Annotated in this window: 17 protein-coding genes; 5 read left to right on the plus strand and 12 right to left on the minus strand. The window is 40.2% G+C overall.

Annotated features, from left to right (window positions below):
• The first annotated feature begins 348 nt into the window (after window positions 1-348).
• The gene (locus C7B62_RS03795; protein ID WP_106233287.1) at window positions 349-1,062 is read left to right on the plus strand and encodes a response regulator transcription factor; all 714 of its coding nucleotides are present in this window, start codon (window positions 349-351) and stop codon (window positions 1,060-1,062) included.
• 32 nt (window positions 1,063-1,094) lie between these two features.
• Here the strand turns inward: C7B62_RS03795 and C7B62_RS03800 are convergent, their stop codons facing one another.
• Both C7B62_RS03800 and C7B62_RS03805 read right to left on the minus strand, forming a co-directional pair.
• Window positions 1,095-1,625: a hypothetical protein gene (locus C7B62_RS03800; RefSeq protein ID WP_106233288.1), complete on the minus strand. Its 531-nt coding sequence runs from the start codon at window positions 1,623-1,625 to the stop codon at window positions 1,095-1,097.
• A gap of 23 nt (window positions 1,626-1,648) precedes the next feature.
• Complete coding sequence (locus C7B62_RS03805; RefSeq protein ID WP_106233289.1) at window positions 1,649-2,467, minus strand: tetratricopeptide repeat protein; 819 nt, start codon at window positions 2,465-2,467, stop codon at window positions 1,649-1,651.
• Window positions 2,468-2,733: 266 nt separating this feature from the next.
• Here C7B62_RS03805 and C7B62_RS03810 point away from each other — a divergent pair, with 266 nt between their 5' ends.
• Window positions 2,734-4,113 (plus strand): collagen-like protein, encoded by a 1,380-nt coding sequence (locus C7B62_RS03810; RefSeq protein WP_233219802.1) that lies wholly within the window; start codon window positions 2,734-2,736, stop codon window positions 4,111-4,113.
• A gap of 2 nt (window positions 4,114-4,115) precedes the next feature.
• Here C7B62_RS03810 and C7B62_RS03815 read toward each other — a convergent pair whose 3' ends face one another.
• Window positions 4,116-4,883: a nucleoside phosphorylase gene (locus C7B62_RS03815; protein ID WP_106233291.1), complete on the minus strand. Its 768-nt coding sequence runs from the start codon at window positions 4,881-4,883 to the stop codon at window positions 4,116-4,118.
• A gap of 161 nt (window positions 4,884-5,044) precedes the next feature.
• On the opposite strand from C7B62_RS03815, the gene C7B62_RS03820 reads away from it, so the two are divergent.
• Window positions 5,045-7,036, plus strand: coding sequence for a DNA phosphorothioation-associated putative methyltransferase (locus C7B62_RS03820; RefSeq protein ID WP_106233292.1), 1,992 nt, complete (start codon window positions 5,045-5,047; stop codon window positions 7,034-7,036).
• 63 nt (window positions 7,037-7,099) lie between these two features.
• On the opposite strand, the gene C7B62_RS03825 is transcribed toward C7B62_RS03820, so the two are convergent.
• The 3 genes from C7B62_RS03825 to C7B62_RS03835 are packed head-to-tail and all read right to left on the minus strand — an operon-like array spanning window position 7,100 to window position 10,387.
• A complete protein-coding gene (locus C7B62_RS03825) occupies window positions 7,100-8,692 on the minus strand; it encodes a serine/threonine-protein kinase (RefSeq protein ID WP_106233293.1) in 1,593 nt (530 codons plus the stop codon).
• Window positions 8,693-8,750: 58 nt separating this feature from the next.
• A complete protein-coding gene (locus C7B62_RS03830) occupies window positions 8,751-9,188 on the minus strand; it encodes a hypothetical protein (protein ID WP_106233294.1) in 438 nt (145 codons plus the stop codon).
• Between the two features lie 47 nt (window positions 9,189-9,235).
• Window positions 9,236-10,387 carry an anhydro-N-acetylmuramic acid kinase gene (locus tag C7B62_RS03835; RefSeq protein WP_106233295.1) on the minus strand — a complete coding sequence of 384 codons (1,152 nt, stop codon included), beginning with the start codon at window positions 10,385-10,387 and terminating at the stop codon, window positions 9,236-9,238.
• Window positions 10,388-10,657: 270 nt separating this feature from the next.
• On the opposite strand from C7B62_RS03835, the gene C7B62_RS03840 reads away from it, so the two are divergent.
• A complete protein-coding gene (locus tag C7B62_RS03840; protein WP_106233296.1) occupies window positions 10,658-11,953 on the plus strand; it encodes a vanadium-dependent haloperoxidase in 1,296 nt (431 codons plus the stop codon).
• Window positions 11,954-12,216: 263 nt separating this feature from the next.
• On the opposite strand, the gene C7B62_RS03845 is transcribed toward C7B62_RS03840, so the two are convergent.
• Window positions 12,217-12,651, minus strand: a complete 435-nt coding sequence (locus C7B62_RS03845) for a GFA family protein (protein ID WP_106233297.1) — start codon at window positions 12,649-12,651, stop codon at window positions 12,217-12,219.
• A 114-nt stretch (window positions 12,652-12,765) separates the two neighbouring features.
• Window positions 12,766-13,245 carry a hypothetical protein gene (locus C7B62_RS03850; protein ID WP_106233298.1) on the minus strand — a complete coding sequence of 160 codons (480 nt, stop codon included), beginning with the start codon at window positions 13,243-13,245 and terminating at the stop codon, window positions 12,766-12,768.
• A 91-nt stretch (window positions 13,246-13,336) separates the two neighbouring features.
• On the opposite strand from C7B62_RS03850, the gene C7B62_RS03855 reads away from it, so the two are divergent.
• Window positions 13,337-14,008, plus strand: coding sequence for an O-methyltransferase (locus C7B62_RS03855; protein ID WP_106233299.1), 672 nt, complete (start codon window positions 13,337-13,339; stop codon window positions 14,006-14,008).
• Window positions 14,009-14,064: 56 nt separating this feature from the next.
• On the opposite strand, the gene C7B62_RS03860 is transcribed toward C7B62_RS03855, so the two are convergent.
• From C7B62_RS03860 to C7B62_RS03875, 4 genes are all read right to left on the minus strand, one after another.
• Window positions 14,065-15,609, minus strand: a complete 1,545-nt coding sequence (locus C7B62_RS03860) for an NAD(P)H-hydrate dehydratase (RefSeq protein ID WP_106233300.1) — start codon at window positions 15,607-15,609, stop codon at window positions 14,065-14,067.
• A gap of 110 nt (window positions 15,610-15,719) precedes the next feature.
• On the minus strand, window positions 15,720-16,538 hold the full coding sequence (locus tag C7B62_RS03865; RefSeq protein WP_106233301.1) for a carbon-nitrogen hydrolase family protein: 819 nt from the start codon (window positions 16,536-16,538) through the stop codon (window positions 15,720-15,722).
• A 68-nt stretch (window positions 16,539-16,606) separates the two neighbouring features.
• On the minus strand, window positions 16,607-17,017 hold the full coding sequence (cdd, locus tag C7B62_RS03870) for a cytidine deaminase (protein ID WP_106233302.1): 411 nt from the start codon (window positions 17,015-17,017) through the stop codon (window positions 16,607-16,609).
• 125 nt (window positions 17,018-17,142) lie between these two features.
• A complete protein-coding gene (locus C7B62_RS03875) occupies window positions 17,143-18,234 on the minus strand; it encodes a 3-deoxy-7-phosphoheptulonate synthase (RefSeq protein WP_106233303.1) in 1,092 nt (363 codons plus the stop codon).
• Window positions 18,235-18,443: the final 209 nt, after the last annotated feature.

The raw sequence follows: 18,443 nt of genomic DNA on the forward strand, positions 1-18,443 counted from the left end.
ACTCGATTGTGAAACGCTGTTGCGGCGAAGATACTTGGGGGGTAGCCCCTCGGGAAAATAGCTCAGTGCCAGGTTCTTCTTTTTTTTTTGATTGGCTAAATATTGAATGCCGTAATATATAACAATGGCAAAAAACTCATCTTTAACTAATATGTAAAGATGAGTTTTCTTCTTAGGAATTTTCTTGGTTGTAAATTGTACTCTGCACAATTAGTATAATTTTAAAAATGATTTATATTCTTGGCATTATCCAGTTATGCATAGATAATTGTCTAGAAGACTGAATGCAAGCTTTGCTCATTTTTCTGAGCGATTTTTCGCTTTATTTTTTAGTTTACTGTTAAAATTATGCATACCGCTTCCGCTAAAATTCTAGTTGTAGATGATGACCCAGCAATTCGCAATTTAATATTTCGTTTTCTCAGTCAGAAAGATTATTTACTTGAGTCTGCTGTGGACGGTCAAAGTGCATTAAAGGCTTTTGAACAATTTAACCCTGATTTAGTAATTTTAGATGTAAATCTTCCAGATGCTTTAGGCTACAACCTGTGCGAAGAGATGCAGAGAAACACTGATGTTTTTATTTTAATGTTAACTAGTAGATCCGATGCTGCTGATAAAAAAGAAGGTTTTCTCAAAGGTGCAGATGATTATTTGACCAAACCTTTTGATCTTCAAGAATTAGAATATCGAGTCAAAGCTATCTTAAAAAGGCAGCGGACAGTCTCTACATCGGAAAAACAGCCTTTAGTTTTTAGCAATATGGTTATTGATCCTGTTCGTCGTGAAGTAAAGATTAATGATCAGTTTATCCTTTTGACAGCATTAGAATTTGATTTACTACATTTTTTAGCTACTCGCCCAGGAAGAGTATGGCGTAGAGATGAATTAATTCAAAGTGTTTGGGATTATGATTATGTGGGTGATCAAAGAGTTGTTGATGTTCACATTGGTCAAATCCGTAAAAAAATTGAGATTGATTCAGCAGAACCCTCTTTCATTCAGACTGTTAGAGGTGTCGGCTACAAATTCGAGGTTGATCCAGTTTCTGAAGATACTTAGAATAGATGCAACTAGCTCAAACTTAAACTAGATCAAATTAAAAATTCAGAAATAGCGTCTTGAATTGCTTTTTTTTGTTTAGAGTTGTAACACCAGCGTTCAATAAACTGTTGATATTCACCTCTACCATTTTTAATCGTGTTCTGTAATTCTTGCAGCTTTTCATTGACTAATTGCAAGTTTAATTGTCGAATTAAATTGCAGGTACGTCGATAAACTTTTTCAGAGCCAGCAACATTGTCTGAATCATTATTGAGACTATGGGCAACAATCATAGCTGAAGACATAGCTAAATTTTTGACTAATAATTCGCAAGACATCTCCTGCGTAGATTTTAATCCATTCAGCACTCCTTCAGAAGGATTATCTGCCCAAGCCATGTCGCTGGTCAAATAAGCAACGAAAAATCCCCTTCCACCATTTTTGCTGCTTAGTATAGACGAAATTTGTTGTTGAGCTTCAAGTTCGCTTAATTGATTAGAGTTAATTTGATCCATTAAAGATTGAGTAGCAGCGATCGCTTGAGGAAAAGATAGAGACTCTGGGAAAGCAGAATTGTTCATTTAAGTAGGAAAATCTAAAAATGTTAATTAAGATTTAAAAATCTTGATAGAGCTTGAATCATTGCTGGTGGCCAGCGACGAATATTTTCAATCCAGTTAAGATCTTGATAGCGATTGTCTAAACCAACTGCTGCAACCCAATTGCTTTCTGCTTCGCCTTGCTTTCCTTCTACCCATAAAGTTGCAGCTAGCGCAGCACGCATATCGGAATACATGGGATATTTACGTACTAAGTTACGCATATTACGAATTGCTTCTGAATGATCGCCTAACTGATATTGAATCAAAGAAGCATTACCGCGTGCTAAAGGAAAAGTTGGAGCCAGATCGGCAGCCTGTTGATAGTCATCCAATGCATCCTGCCATTGTTGCTGCCCTGCTTTAGCATTGCCTCGATTATTTAAAGCAACTGGATCTTGAGGAGTAATAGATAACACATGGTTGTAATCGGCGATCGCCTCGGACCAAAGTTTTTGTCCTTCGTAAGCAATTCCACGATTTAAGTAAGCATCAGGATATTCTGGGGCAATTTCAATTGAGTGGTTGAAGTCAGAGATCGCTTCAGCCAGCTTATATTGACCAATACGCACGTTACCTCGATTACTCCAAACCGCAGGATTTTCAGGAAAATTTTCGACCAAAGTTGTCCAATATGTTTCTGCTCGCGCAAAATCCCCCTGCTGTGCTGCTTGAAAAGCTTTTTTGGCGATTTTTTCACCCTGAGCAATTTGTTGTTCTGTTAGATCTCCAGTCTGGATGTTTGATGCGATCGCTACTTGTCTTAACCCGATGACAACATTGAGAAAAAAAATGATCAATAAACTTATTAACCAACGTTTCATTATATTTTTTCTATTTAAGCCTTTATACCTAAGATATCTGAATATAGAGAGTATTATGTAAAACTACTAAAATATTTTTCAGTTTTCATTTTCAATAAATTAAGTTTAATAAACTTGGTCAATTAAAGCTAAAAAAAAAGTGACAAAAACGCAAAAATGTGCGATACACGAACAACAAATATAAGTAAGATACGATTAAAATAGTTTTATTGACTATGCAAATACGTTTTTTTAGTAAACTGACCCTATTTGTAACAATTTTATCCGTGCCACAATTTTTTTCTTCTTCTTCGGTCACGCCAGGGCTTCTCTGCTCTAGAGTGGTGGCAGCAGAGGTGAAAACTTTAGGAGAAAGTGGAGACACGGGAGAAACTGGAGCAAAAGGAGCGAATGGTCGCAATAGCGATAACTTGACGGTGTTTGCTGATGGAACACCGATGACTCTTGATCTAGCAGGGGGCAATGGTGACAGCGGAGAAGCAGGAGCAAAAGGCTACGATGCTGTTTGTGAGAAGCCAACGGAAGCTGTTGGTCAAAACCTACAAGGTGCTGATGGTGGCAGTGGCGGAGATGGCGGAGATGGCGGAGTCGGCGGTAATGGCGGTTCTTTGACAGTATACGCCACTAATAAAGAGTATCTTAAGCAGATTTATGTGATTGCTGCGGGAGGAGAAGGTGGTGAATCTGGAATAGCGGGAGACGGAGGAGCAGGTTGTGACTGCGATCGCCCTTCTTGGAATGAAAAGACTTGCTTTGGTGAACCTGGAAGTTCAGATTATAGCTGTACTACGCAAGAGTTTCAATGTACTGATGGGTATTCAGGTAGAAAAGGAAGAGAAGGGCGCAGAGGTATCAACGGTAAGATGGGCAATTTGACCCTAATAAACATGGATAAATCTCTTTCTCCTGATTTTCCTGAAGCCACCGCACCAATTAGTGAATTACAAGGTCGAGGTTTTACACTCTCGAAAAATATTTGGCAAAGCAAAAATAATGCCTCATCTTTGTTTGCGCCAGGTTCAATTATTGCTGACCAATATCAAGAATTGGTAGCGCGTCATGAACATTCCGTTTTGGTCGTGTGGGATGCTCCCCAGCCAGTAGAAGATTTTGCAGATCAGCAAATTACCCTGAGTCTCAAAGGAGAAAATGATGCCAATATTGTCTTGCCCAAAGATCTCTGGTTGGAAACTAAAGCTTCCAAGCGAGATAAGCTGACGGAGCTACATGTGTTTAATGCTGTGCGTACTGAAGATGTAGCTGATTTGAAAATTGATGGCTTATTTGGACAGGGGGCAAATTTAGAGCTAGATATATTTGATGAAGCGGAAAAGTCAAATTTAATTGCTAGCGAATTTTCTCTGAAATACCGTGTCGGCGAAGAATCGGAGGACAAAAACTTTTTTGGCAGCAGAAGTACGGTTTATCAGACCAAGTACGAAGGAGCAATTCCGCCACAGGCGATCGCTCAATCGGGAAATTTATTCACTTTAAAGTTGGGGCAACTGCCAATTCCTCCAGAATATCTTCAGCCTGGATTAAAAGTAGAGTTAGAGGTATCTGCCAAGCGTTCTTTGGGGTCTAACTCTCAAGTCAAAAAGCTATCTACCAGCACAGAGATTGAAGAATCAAATTCTCGCTCTTAGCATCAGCTTTGCTCTTGAGAAATAGTTTGAATGGCGACTTCGATAGCTCGTTTAACCGCAGCATCTTTATCTGCCATGACGATTGACTCGGCTGCGGTGCGTTGAGCGACAACCCCACAGACACAGGCAGCAGTAAAACCATATACCCCAGCCATTTTAAATAAAGTTCCTAATTCCATTTCGTAATTTAAAATATTGAGTTGGCGGTATTGAGCCGTAATTCCTTTCAGCCAAGACTGAAGATAGGGATTAGCCGAAGACTCAACTCGCTCCTGTCCTTCATAAAAACCGTCTACTGAGGCGGTAATACCCAAATGATAGGGGATATTTAGTCTACGAGCAGTTTCTACTAAGGCGACGGTCAGAAAAGGATCGGCAACGGCAGGATACTCTGGGGGAGCGATGTCCAAAGCTGCCCCTTGGCGACATAAACTTGCTTGAGATATAACAATATCACCAATTAAAATAAAAGGCTGAATTGAACCACAAGTACCAACTCGAATAAACTGCTTAATTCCAACCTGCACTAGTTCATTGACGACGATACTTAAAGAAGGAGCGCCCATGCCACTAGTAGCGACTAATATAGGCTTGCCGTTGGGCAAATTGCCCAGATAACTATGGAGTCCTCGATATTGTGACAGTAATTTAGTGTTTTTTAAGTAAGTTTGGGCAATATAGTGCGATCGCTCAGGCTCTCCCGATAATATTACCGATTGAGGGGCATCAGCACCAAGATCTGATTGACTAAAACCAATATGATATTTCATTTTTTGACTAGCTATAATTGCAAAACGATTAAGTTAAAAAGGCGTGAAATTCTTCGTCCCCACAGGACACAAAATAAATGACTTGTCCGTATGTAATGCTCGTAAAAATGTGTCAGGTTAACACTGATGATCGATCACCAATAGCAATTGACTGATACTGAATGATGGTAACTCTTGAAAAATTTTCCACAATTGTCTCTTACTGTAAAAACAGCAAAATAGGCAAGCATTTACCCGATGCTCTCTATGTCCATACTGATGCTTTATCTGACCTCGATCCTATGCTGAAAGAGTATGAGAGTCGAGCCAGAAATCTGGTCAATAGTCTCGACTGCGCTACTATTGTCAAATTTGGTACTGATCGACCCAAAATTTCTTATTTGTACTATCCAGATTTTGATCGAGATCCTCACCCACAACTACATCAGAGCATTGTGGTGGACTTGGCTACAGAACAAGTGTCAGTCAGACAATACCATAACTCACACAATCCACCAATTTTGCATCGTAAAGAAACTTTTGTGAATGAAAATTATCCTTTGTATCAAACCTTTGCTGAATTAACTAAAAAAGAAGTAGCTTTAGGTTTGTTGGATAATTCTCGGCATATTGGTACCTTGCAAGAGTGGACTCGTTTGCTGTTGCAGGAAGGTGTTTCCTTAGTCGATCATCATGTTGCCTGTCCAATTGATTCTCCTGTAGCACAAAAGCAGACTATCTTAATCGAGCGACACAAAGCAGCCCTTAAACGTTCAGAGTTATCCCGTCCTGTCAGAATTGCTTTAGAAGCTGACTTATTTAGAGAAGGAACGACCTTTTTTGATTATGGCTGTGGCTGTGGTGAAGATATTAAACAAATTAAAAATCACGGGTATGCAGCCTCTGGCTGGGATCCGTTTTATCGCCCGAATACTAATCTTGAGTCTGCTGATATTGTCAATTTGGGTTATATCATTAACGTCATTGAAGACATAGCCGAAAGAAGACAGGCTCTAATTAAGGCATGGTCACTAACCCAAAGGGTATTAATCATCTCAGCACAGGTATTAGTAGACGATCGCCGTCGTGGTTTAGTGGCATATGGTGATGGTGTTGTAACTAACCGCAACACTTTTCAAAAATACTATGAACAGGAAGAGCTAAAACTGTATATCGAGCAGGTATTAGAGGTAGAATCGATTCCTGCTGGCTTAGGAATTTATTTAGTCTTTCGTCATGAAACTGAAGCCGAGTTTTTCCGCGCTTCTCGTCTATATTCACGCCTTAGCACTCCGCGTATTCAAGGCAAAGTCAGGAACTTTGAAGACTATCGCGATTTATTGACTCCTTTAATGGATTTTTATACCAAAAGAGGTCGTTTGCCAGCGAAGGGAGAATTAGCCTCAGAAGCAGCTATTAAAGAAGAGTTTCGCAGTTACCAGCGCGCTTTTAAATTAATTCTTCAAGCAACAGATCGCCATGAATGGGATGCGATCGCTGAAAAACGTCGTCAAGATCTTTTAGTCTATTTAGCATTGGGTAAATTTAGTGGTCGCCCTACCATTAGAAAGCTATCTCCTGAAATCAAAGCCGATGTCAAAGCCTTATTTGGTAGCTATAAACAAGCCTGTACTATTGCTGATATTCTCCTAATCCATGTTGGAGATCTCAAAAAAATTGCCAATCTTTGTCAAACAAGCAATATTGGTAAACAGCTTGATGGAGCGATCGCCGTACACATCAGTGCATTAGAAAAACTACCTCCTCTGTTGAGACTGTATGAAGGTTGTGCTAGCCGTAACTTCTATCGCTTAGAAAATGCTAATATCGTCAAAATTTATTACAATAAGCCTAAAATAACTTATTTGGTTTATCCAGAGTTTGATACTCAGGCACATCCTACTCTCCAGGCAACTATGGAAGTAGATTTGCACAATCTCTCTGTCACCTATCATGATATTTCTGACGAAACTAATCCTTTAATCCTGCATCAAAAAGATGCTTTGGTTGCGCCCGATTATCCTAGCTATAAAAAGTTTGTTCGCTTAACTAAAAAAGAACAAAATTCAGGATTACTCAAAAATCGCGATGCCATTCGTCGTCTTCATGGTTGGTTACGCTGCTTAAGAGAAAATGAGCTAGTTATTGAAGGACATAAGTTAAGCAGCAAATAAATATCGTATTGAGGGGCGAACAACTGTTCGCCCTATTATTCCCAACTCATACTAATAGTCTGACTATCCCCCTGCATTAACATCAGTCAATTTAGAAGCTTTAACTTTAGTTAAAATTTTGTCTTTGAGCTTTTCTAACTCTTGTTGAAGAACTTTTTTGGCTATTTTGGCATCCCCCAAACTTTTAGTCACTTGACTTAAGTTCGCCCACTCCTGGAGCATTTGACAGTTACGGAGGTTAATTATAGAGGTAATAATATGCTGACATTGTCGAGGTTCATCTAAACTATAGAAAAGAATTCGATATTTACCTTGATTTGCCATGGTGCGAGCAATTCCTTGTCCTTTATGAGATTTGAGGTCTAAATAACAGGGAAGCCATTTGACACCATGTTCAGAATTGTAGAGTACGGTAATCCAAAGCAATGTAGGATGGGGATTTGCCAAATATAAAAATTGATTGTAGCGGGTACAAGAAATTCTTTGATAGATATCTTCTTGTTCCAGCATGACGCAAAGTACAGGGACTTCTCCCAACGGAGTATCGATTATCTGAGCAAAAACAATTTTGCTTAACGGTTTATCCTGAGGCCAAGGAGTCTGTAAACAAATTTCCGTTACTGAAGTTTCGGCATTGACAGTACGATTATTAACTGCATTGAGAGTAGCATGACGAGAAAATGTGGTATTTAAAGTAATATCTAGAGTATTTTTAGCTGTATTTTTACTGAGATGTTCAGGCGTGTTGATGTTTAATCCAGGATTAGTTTTGCCAAATTGAGATTGCCGTTCGATCTTTTCTAGAGTTTCCATAATCTCACGGGCGCTTTGAGGTCGTAGATCTCTTTCTTTTTCCAAACAGCGAAATACTAAATTTTGTAATTCTTCAGGCAAATTTAGCCTGGCGCTGAAAGGCTCTGGCTTGAAATTATGATGAGCCTGATACCAACCACCAAAGGATGAGTTTTGAGGCAACAAAGGCATATCCATGGTGAGCATTTCGTACATCATGACACCTAAGCTATAGATATCAGAACGACTGTCTAGCTCTTTGCCTTCCATCTGTTCGGGAGAACAATAGGCTAAAGTTCCCATAAAAGACTGAGTTTGGTTAGCACTTGCCTGAATTAGTTTAGCAATGCCAAAATCAAGAATTTTTGCCACTTCCCCTAATGTAGGGTCTTGCAAGACGATTATATTGCTTGGCTTAATATCGCGGTGAATGATTCGACACAATTCGCCATTAAAGGAAATTCCTTGATGAGCAGCTTCTAATCCCAGACAAACATGACGAGCTAAAATCAGAAATCTTTTAAGGGGTATTGGTTGATAGGAAATTAGCTCGTTGATGCTTTCTCCCGCCAGAAACTCCATCACATAGAAAGGAGAGTTATGTTCATCTACCCCATAGTCTTTGACCCTGACCACATGAATACTCTTTTCGCCCAAGAGAGCCGAAATGGTTGCCTCTCGTTCAAAGCGATCGCGCATACTATCATTCATGAGAGCTTGAGCTAAGAATTTAACGGCGACGATCACACCCCCTAATACAGTATCTTTGGCGCGGTAAACTCTGCCCATTGCACCTTCTCCGACAAGTTCGGATAATTCGTAGCGATTGGCAAGTAAACGACCTTGATTGGTATCTTTATTCATCTTCTATCGGGGTAAGTTTCTTAAATCAATTTTGGCTGCTAATATCGGTTAAAGTGAGCTAACGTCTTAGGGTTGCTTCAATCGTCTGCTTAATACTGTGACCATCTAAAATATTGCTAGTTAGATAGTAAGTATTTTGATCTAGGCAGACATATGTATCTAATCCTTTATGTTTGCTACCAGTGCCGATAAACCAGTAATACTGAATGATTGATTGCTGTCCCAATCTACCCTCTCCCTCAATATTCCCTAAAAGACTATGTTGAGCAACATAAGTATAGTGTTTTGCCTCATAATTCAGATTGCCACGGTATTGGTAAATAATTTCCGTCCTTGTTTCATCGTCACAAGTTAGGCTCGTAGTTAGCTTGAACCAGTTGGCTCTTTTCCAATCAATCTTTATTCCTCCCTCCAGGAGAATTGGGGCTAAATTTGGCTTGAGCCAATAACCAGTTACATGCCAATAACCAGCTTCAATTAGAAAACTATGAGCCATAAACCTTTATCCTCTCAATTTTGCCCTGGTCATAATAGCTATATTTGCTATTTACATACATGAATAGATGGGTGAACATCCCCCAATAACACTGGTTTAACTGCTCCTGTAACTTGAGGTAAATTGCCAGGAATCGATTTAACTCGCCAATATGCTAAAACGGCAAACGCGATCGCCTCTTTAAAATTTCCATCAATTCCCACTTCATCAGTTGTACCAATCTGTGCCGATATTAACTCAGCTTGTAGGCGTTGTCTCAGATATAAATTTCTACTCCCTCCACCACAAAGTAAAACCTCGTCAGGCATCTGAGGTAAAAACTGGCGGTAACTATGAACGATAGAAGCAACCGTGAGTTCGGTTAAAGTCGCCAGGCGATCGCTTGGTCCCAAATCCTGCTCATCCATTTCTTGCCAACATTGCTCTAAATAATCCTGACTAAATAGTTCTCTCCCTGTAGATTTTGGGGGCGACTGTTGAAAAAAGTCTTGCTGTAACCACTGGGCTACTAGTTCCTGATTTGGCTTACCTTGAGCTGCCCATTGACCATTTTGATCGTAGGTTTTAGTGCCATTAGTCAAACGAGCTACAGCGAGGTCTAATAAAGCATTTGCTGGGCCAGTATCCCAGCCAAATATTTGTGTATCCCAGTTAGCTGTTGACTTGGGAGGTAAATAAGTCACGTTGCCAATGCCACCTAGATTTTGAATTGCTCTAGTTTTAGTCGGGTGAGACAATAAGCAAAGATCGATTTTTGATACCAGTGGTGCGCCTTCTCCTCCTGCTGCAATATCCGCTGCCCGAAAATTACTAATAGTCTGAATACCTGTGAGGTAAGCAATCACTTCTCCTCTGCCAACTTGATAGCTATAGCCTAGTTGATCTTTAAGAGGTGGTCGATGATAGATAGTTTGACCATGAGAACCAATTAGGTCTGCTGTTTGATGTTGAGCTTGAATTTGTTGAGCAGCATTAGCAAACTCAATAGCGATCGCATCATCTAATTCTGCCAATTCAGCTATGTTTAGGCTTTCTCCCCCACAAATAGCTAATATTCGCTCTCTTAGCTCTTCAGGATAAGCAAAGGTTATCTCTGCTAGTACCTTTACTTCTAGGTCTTGCTCTGTACCCTTAATTTTCACCAAGGCAGCGTCAATTCCATCCACCGAAGTGCCACTCATTAAACCAATTACTATCATTACTTTGTTTTATCAGGTTTACGTTTATGTTGTAGTGAGTCAAGAGTCAAGAGTCAAGAGTCAAGAGGTAAAACATAGAGACGTAAAATGTTAGGTCTGTAAAAGTTGCATCTGTACCAGAGTTAATGTTGAGCTTAGAGCAAAATGAGTTTTTTAGTGAGCTTTCAAATGAGCTTTCAAGTGAGTTTCATGAGACTTCCCAATATTTAAGCAATATAGGATTGCACTAGATACATACAAATAGTGAATATATTTAAGAGGAAGTAACAAATGAATACGGATGCTATCTTAGTTTGGAATAACATCGCTTTAAATGCGGTTGCCAATGACCACACTGGTACAGCACAAAAAGTCAATCAGCGTGGTCCAACGCGAACCTCCCGCGCTTTGGCAATTGTCCATGTGGCGATGTTTGATGCTTTTAATGTGATTGCTCACGCCTTTACTCCTTATTTAAAAAATTTACCTCCCTTTCCTGGTACTGCTTCCAAAGAAGCGGCGATCGCTCAAGCAGCGTTTATCACCTTAAAAACTTTGTATCCAGGGCAGGAAGCCACATTTACTACAGAAAGAGATAATTTTCTCAATACACTTCCTTCTGGGTCTTCGCTCACCGAAGGTATTGCTGTTGGCACAGATATTGGCAAACGGATACTTGATGCGCGTAACAATGATGGTAGCAATGCCCCTATGCTTTATCAACCAGGAGGTTTGCCAGGGCAGCATGATCTAGACCCCTTAAATACCGATCAAGGATTTAGTACTCCCCGATGGGGACTTGTAAAACCTTTTGTTGTACCCAACATAATTAGCTTTCGCTCTCCAGCCCCTCCTGAGTTACAAAGTGCTGCCTATGCTGATTCATTCAATGATGTTAAATTGAATGGAGCTAAAAATTCTCCTACTCGCACCCCAGACCAAACAGAAATCGGCATTTTTTGGGCTTATGATGGCGCTCAAAAAATCGGCACTCCTCCACGTCTTTACAATCAAAATGTCCGAGAAGTTGCGATGCTGCAAAAAAATAATTTAGCGCAAAATGCACGCCTGTTTGCTTTGGTAAATCTGGCGATGGCAGATGCAGGTATTCAATGTTGGGATACCAAATATTTTTATAATATCTGGCGACCTATTTTGGCAGTAAGAAATGCACAACAAGATGGCAATGTTTTGACCACTGGCGATCCTAATTTTGAACCTTTGGGCGCACCTCGCACTAATGAGCCTGGGCGGGTTAATTTTACTCCCAACTTCCCTTCTTATACATCTGGACACGCTACTTTTGGTGCTGCTATCTTCTGGACTCTCAGACGTTTTTATGGCAAAGATGATCTATCATTTGCCTTGAGTTCAGATGAGTTTAATGGTGTAAATATTGGTATGGATGGCAAACCACGTCCCAAAAAGCAAAGATCTTTCAAAAGTTTCACTGAAGCTTTGCTAGAAAATGCGCGCAGTCGTATTTATTTGGGAATTCACTATCAATTTGATGCTTATGCTGGTTCTGATGCAGGTATTAGAATTGCTAACTATGTTTACGGTAATATTCTTCGACCTGTAAATTAAAGTGCATTAAGTAAGTGGACAAAATCACTATTATCTCCCTCAAATGAAGGATAAGTTAACTGAATTTGCCATTGTTTTTAGTTCATTACCTGTCCTTTTTCTTAGACTTAACTCAAGTTTGTTGGTAAATTCTTAAATTTTTTAGATATTAAAAGTAAAGATACTGAAGAATTGAAAAAATTTATGGTGCTGTAACTTAAAAAACTCTCAATTGATTTTACGCTAGTTTTAGGTAGGCGATCGCCTTTAAGATAACTTTCCAGTTATTCCTGGGATGATGGGGGTGTCAACATGGCAAATAACTCTTCTCCCGTCATGTTTTTAGTTTCATTAGCAAAAGAGTAATATGCGGGTTTTTCTTCAATAAATACTTGAAGATCAAAAACAAGATCTAATTTACTATCAAAAATACCTACGGGTATATAGTAATGATGATTTTCTTTTAATCTATAAAATAAATGAGTGCCACACTTATTGCAGAAGCCACGTTCGGCCCATTCTGAAGATTGATAGACGCCGATATTTTCTGTCCCCTCAAAACTAACACCATTGTCACATTCAACTCCTAATAAAGCGCCTCCTCCCCATTTACGACATATACTACAATGGCACGCTGCTACATGATGATTAATGCTAGCTGTAGCAATCTTGACCGCACCGCAGAGACAGCTACCTTTAACCAAGCTTAGTTCTGACATATGCTTTTTTCTAACTTGCTTTGTGTTTGTTTAATAAATTCAAGCATATTTAGCTACCGTCTGTGAAGCCCCGTGTTTTGTACTGAGAATAAGTATTTTCAGAAGTAGAAGTATCTACTGGCAATGCTCTTCTAGCAATGACCTAGCTAATTCATAACTGTTTGGCTGAGATTGCACTGTATAAGCCTCTCTTTCCAAATTTTGACGCTGGGTATCAACATATCTTTTAAAAAAGGGTAGAGCTTGGGGAATGGGTTTAAGCTCTAAATTGATTGGCTGAAGCAGACCATTTCCAGCACAATATTGAGCAGCATGAACACTTTCATGGATCAAAGTCGCTTGACTAAAACCAAGTTCAAATACAATCGGGTTAATCCAAATTGATTTACTTTTGGGGTGCAGCATACCATAAGGCTTGCTCACTTTTCGCCTGAAACCATTCTGCTGCTTCGTGAAATTGATATTTGGTGGAACAGCAATATTGACCTGAAAGCCATAACTTTCAAGCTGCGTTTTCAGTTGTTTAAATTTAGGATCGGCGTTGGGCAACTGACTAATGAGTATCACGGAACTGACTAACAGAGATTTAAACACCAGGTTACTAAAGAAATTGGATTATCTTAATATCTATAGGAATAGAGCATAATATGAAAGCAAGTTGTTGATCATTTCGAGAGGGTAAATTATCTTGAACCAAAAGACTTGGAATGCAGTAGACAATTATTTTAGCGATGTCCTCATACCTATAGATACTGTTTTAGATAATACTTTGCAAAATAGTAATGCTGCTGGACTACCTCAGCATAATGTTGCTCCCAATCAAGGAAAGCTACTTCAATTACTTGTTCAAATGCAGGGAGCGCGACGAATTCTTGAGATTGGCACTCTTGGGGGTTATAGTACTATTTGGTTGGCAAGAGCTATACCGTCAGATGGATGCGTGGTTACTTTAGAAGCCGATCCTAAACATGCCGAAGTGGCTGTTAGAAATATTGCCAGAGCTAATTTAACCAATATAGTTGATGTACGAGTCGGCAAGGCTATTGATACTTTAGCAAAATTGTATAAGGAAGACAGTCCACCATATGACTTCATTTTTATTGATGCAGATAAACCGAGTAATCCAGATTATCTCAAATGGTCATTAAAGCTTTCTCGTCCAGGTACGGTAATTATTGCCGATAATGTGGTTCGTAATGGCGAGGTTGCCAATTCCAATAGCTTAGATCCAAAAGTCCAAGGTGTACGTAAATTTTGCGAACTTATCTCATCAGAGCCTCGATTATCATCAACGGCAATCCAAACAGTTGGTAGCAAAGGATATGATGGTTTTGCAATGGCGATCGTTGTTAGGTAACGATGAGATCCTTTGAGGCATTTTAAATGTTGATTATTTGGTTCATTGCAGCTTGTTTATTCATTCCACAACTGATTAATTGTTGGCGTTAAATATTCGGCTAGAGTTTTCGCATCTACTCCTAATTCAGTCCGTTCTTGCGCTGCTTTAATCCCTGCTTGAGCGTGCCACCAGGCAGCAGCAGCCACGGCATTAAACATGCTATCTTCGGTTTGGTTACTTTGGGCAGCTAATCCTGCCGTCAATCCAGTTAACACATCACCACTGCCACCTCTGGCTAGGGCGGGGGTACTTTGAGCAACCAGCCAAGTCAATCCTTGAGGATTGGCGATCGCCGTTCTCGCTCCTTTGAGTACGACAATTGCGCTACTTTTTTGGGCTGCGGTTTGGACTGCATTGATGCGATCTTCTAGATCGCTGACTTCAGGAAATAAACGTTTAAATTCTCCCAGATGAGGCGTTAGAACCGTTGGTGCAGTGCGTGCATTTAAAACTTCACCCACATTATGTTCTGCCAAAATATTTAGTCCATCAGCATCCAAAACTAAACAACAGTCAGACTGTAAAAGTGTATTTACTACCGATGCAGCACCAATGGTTAAACCTGGGCCACAAGCAACTACATCAAACTTACTCAGATCGGTATTGGAGAAGGGTAAAGAGGCGATCGCTCCTGTTTTATTTTCAGGACAGTCAACGATTAAAGCTTCGGGTAAATGGCTAGTAAGCATTGGTTTGAGAGATTCGGGTACAGCTACCGACAACATGCCAACTCCGCTTGCTCGCGCCCCCAAAGCAGATAAAATAGCTGCTCCTGCATAGGTGCGTGAGCCACAAATTAACAGTAGGTGTCCTTGACGATATTTATAGGTAATGGCAGGGCGAGGTAGGGGCAAAAAGCTCAGGGCGATCGTTTTGGTAATCTGCTTGAGCGCTATAGGTTGGGGTAATACTGACCAGATATGATGTCGTAGTAAACCAAAATCAATCCTACTACTTTGACCCAAATATTCTAGAGCATGATCCTGAAAAAAGGCTCTTTTCCACAACCCTAAACAAAGAGTATGAGTCGCCTTAATACTGTTTCCCATCACTACTCCTGTATCAGTATGGATGCCTGAAGGAAGATCGATGCTGACCACTGGTTGCGACCAACTGTTGATAAGCTCAATTGCTTTGATGATGTTGTCTGGCAAATTGCGGGTTAAACCAAAGCCAAATAAGCCATCAATAATTAATTGACAATGACTTAAGGGCTGAATATCTTCGTAGAACGTAATGCCTAAACTCGCCACATAGTTAGCATGGTTTGCCGTTAATTCTTTAAGCTTAAAAAACGGACGATATACTTGAACCTGATATCCCGCTAAGTAGAGTTCACGGGCAATTACTAAGGCATCACCACCGTTATGTCCTGGTCCAGCTAAGACTCCTACTGAGGAAGTAGTTGCCACGGGATACAAACTGATAATTTTGTTAAAACACAACCCCGCTGCCTTCTCCATCAAAGCCTCCACAGGCATTCCTGCAGCAAAGATTTGTGATTCAATTTCTCTCATCTGATCGGCAGACACGATCGCAGTTTCAACTATATTTTTCATCGTCTTCGAGATGTCAGCAATGTAATCAGGTTAGCTCAATTTGATCATAGTCATCAGCAGAGAATACAGTCTTGAGAGTGCTATTGGTAAAATTGTTTTCTAAACGCCAGCTAAACAAAGACTCGATGCTGTAATGATGGCATCTGTTGGCGCACCTGCTGTAAACGTTGGGGATTAATTTCTGCCACGGCTACTCCAGGCGCGTTTCCTGCATCAGCAAGAATTACCCCCCAAGGATCGATAATCATAGCGTGTCCGTGGGTATAGCGACGTTCATAGTGGTTGCCAGTTTGAGCAGGAGCAATTACATAGCAGGTGTTTTCGATCGCTCTTGCCTGTAATAATACTTGCCAATGATCTTTACCTGTAAAGGCAGTAAAGGCAGCAGGAATAAACAAAATATCTGCACCCTGACGAGAAAGATAGCGATAAAATTCTGGGAAGCGTACATCGTAACAGATGGATAAGCCTAATTTACCTAAATGTTCTGATTCATAAATACTGGGGATGACAGTTCCCGCCATCACAGTACTAGATTCTTGATAAGTATTGCCGTCAGGAACATTAACGTCGAAGAGATGGACTTTTTGATAGCGAGCTACCTGTTGACCATCGGGAGTAACTAAAGATGCTGTATTGTAAGCTTTCTCTGGATTGTCGCCTACAGGTACGGGAAAGCCACCACCCAAAATTGTAATTTGAAATCTCTGCGCCATTTTTTTGAGAAAATGCTCGGTTTTATCGGCAATTTCCTTAGCTTGGGCAACTTTGTCCATTTCCTTGCCCAAAAAAGCAAAATTCTCGGGTAAACTAACTAATTCTGCTCCTCGGCGTACGGCTAATTCGATTAATTCTTCTGCTTCGACCAAGTTTTGCGTGAGGGCGGGTTTGCTGGTCATTTGCACAGCAGCGGCGAGATATGACTTCATGGAAAGATTTGAGTTGTGGGTTGAGCTTTTTTAGAATATAACTACAAGATTGGTTTAAGAAACCGTATTTACAAAGAGAATCCCTCTGGCAACAAATCTTTAATAGTTGAGGTTTGCCATCCCTGATTTCCTCGAAAAATAACTTGAGCATTTTGTCCAAATTCCCAGATAACTTGGCGACAAGCACCACAAGGGGAACAAGAAACATTATGGCTATTGGCTACGGCGATCGCTTTTATAGTTATTGTATCCTGAGCGCTACCGATTATGGCGTTGGCGATCGCATTTCTTTCAGCGCACATACTCAAACCATAGGAAGCATTTTCTACGTTACAACCAGCAAAGATTTCCCCTGTGGAGGTTAACACTGCTGCACCTACTTTAAACTGAGAATAAGGCGCATAGGCACTGTTTATCGCTTGAGTGGCGCTTTCAATTAATCTTTCCTGTCCTGATTTGATTAATTCTGCTGAGGTCATACAGTAGTTTTTAATAAGTAACAGTAACTCCTAAGCAACAACTTGCAGCCGTTTTCAATAGTCAGCTTTCAGCTTTCAGCTTTTTGATAATTTCATTTCATTTGAACAGCGCAGTAAAACCCGTTTTATGCTTTTGCGATCGAAGCTACGCTATGCTTAATTTCTGCCCTGCCTTTTGCGACAGCATTTGCCAAATCATGCAGCATAGTTTTAGTTGTATCCCAGTTAACGCAAGCATCAGTGATACTCTGACCATATATAGCAGGCTTGCCATTTTTGGGAATAGATTGATTTCCCTCAATTAAATGACTTTCAATCATGACCCCGACAATGTGCGCTGAACCAGCTTCAATTTGTTGGTTAATACTGTTTAAAACCGTGACTTGCTTGAGGTAGTCTTTGCAACTATTACCATGACTACAATCAATCATTAGGCAGTAGTTCATTGCCTTTTTTTTCAAAGCCGTGACTGCTGCTGCAACATCACCAGCTTCGTAGTTTGGTTTAGCTGCACCACCTCGAAGAACTAGATGTCCATCAGGGTTGCCAGTAGTTGTGACAATACTGGCTAATCCATCTTGATTAATACCTAAAAAATGGTGGGAAATCTTGGCGGTGAGCATGGCGTTAATCGCTGCGTTGAAGCTGCCGTCAGTCCCATTTTTATAACCTACGGGCATTGATAAACCAGAAGCCATTTGACGATGAATTTGACTTTCCGTAGTTCTAGCACCAATGGCTGTCCAGCAGATGAGATCGGCAATATATTGAGGAGTAATTGGGTCGAGTAATTCTGTTGCTGCGGGTAAACCGATGTGAGCGAGGTCTAAAAGAAGCTTTCTGGCGGTTCTCAAGCCATTGTTAATATCGTAGCTATTATCTAGATGGGGGTCGTTAATCAGACCTTTCCAGCCGATGGTAGTACGAGGCTTTTCAAAGTATACGCGCATGACAATTTCTAGCTGATCTTGAAACTGCGATCGCAACTTAGCTAACTTTTCTCCATACTCTTGGGCTGCTGCTACGTCATGAATTGAACAAGGACCAACCACTACCAGCACTCTTTTGTCCCTACCTTCAAGAATATTGCGAATGCGATCCCGAGTTTGAGCTACAAGTTGAGCAACTTTTGAGGCGATCGGTAACTCGCTTTTAATAAATGCAGGACTTAACAAAGGTCTAGTTTCAATAACGTGCAGGTCGCTAGTAATATCCATATTGGCAATAAATGTTTTTAAATATTTGTCTTAGGCAGAATAGATCGGCAAGGCTCTATAATTATCGCTGATTATCTCAATTCTGTGGTGCTAAAGATTAGATTTAAATTCCACTAATTTGATTTTTATTTGATTTTTAATCTAGTCTATATTCTTTAATCTAAGCAACCATCGCCAATTTGAATCTCGTAACTTAAATTAAACTATGC

The organism is Pleurocapsa sp. CCALA 161 (assembly GCF_003003995.1).
Taxonomy (GTDB): domain Bacteria; phylum Cyanobacteriota; class Cyanobacteriia; order Cyanobacteriales; family Xenococcaceae; genus Waterburya.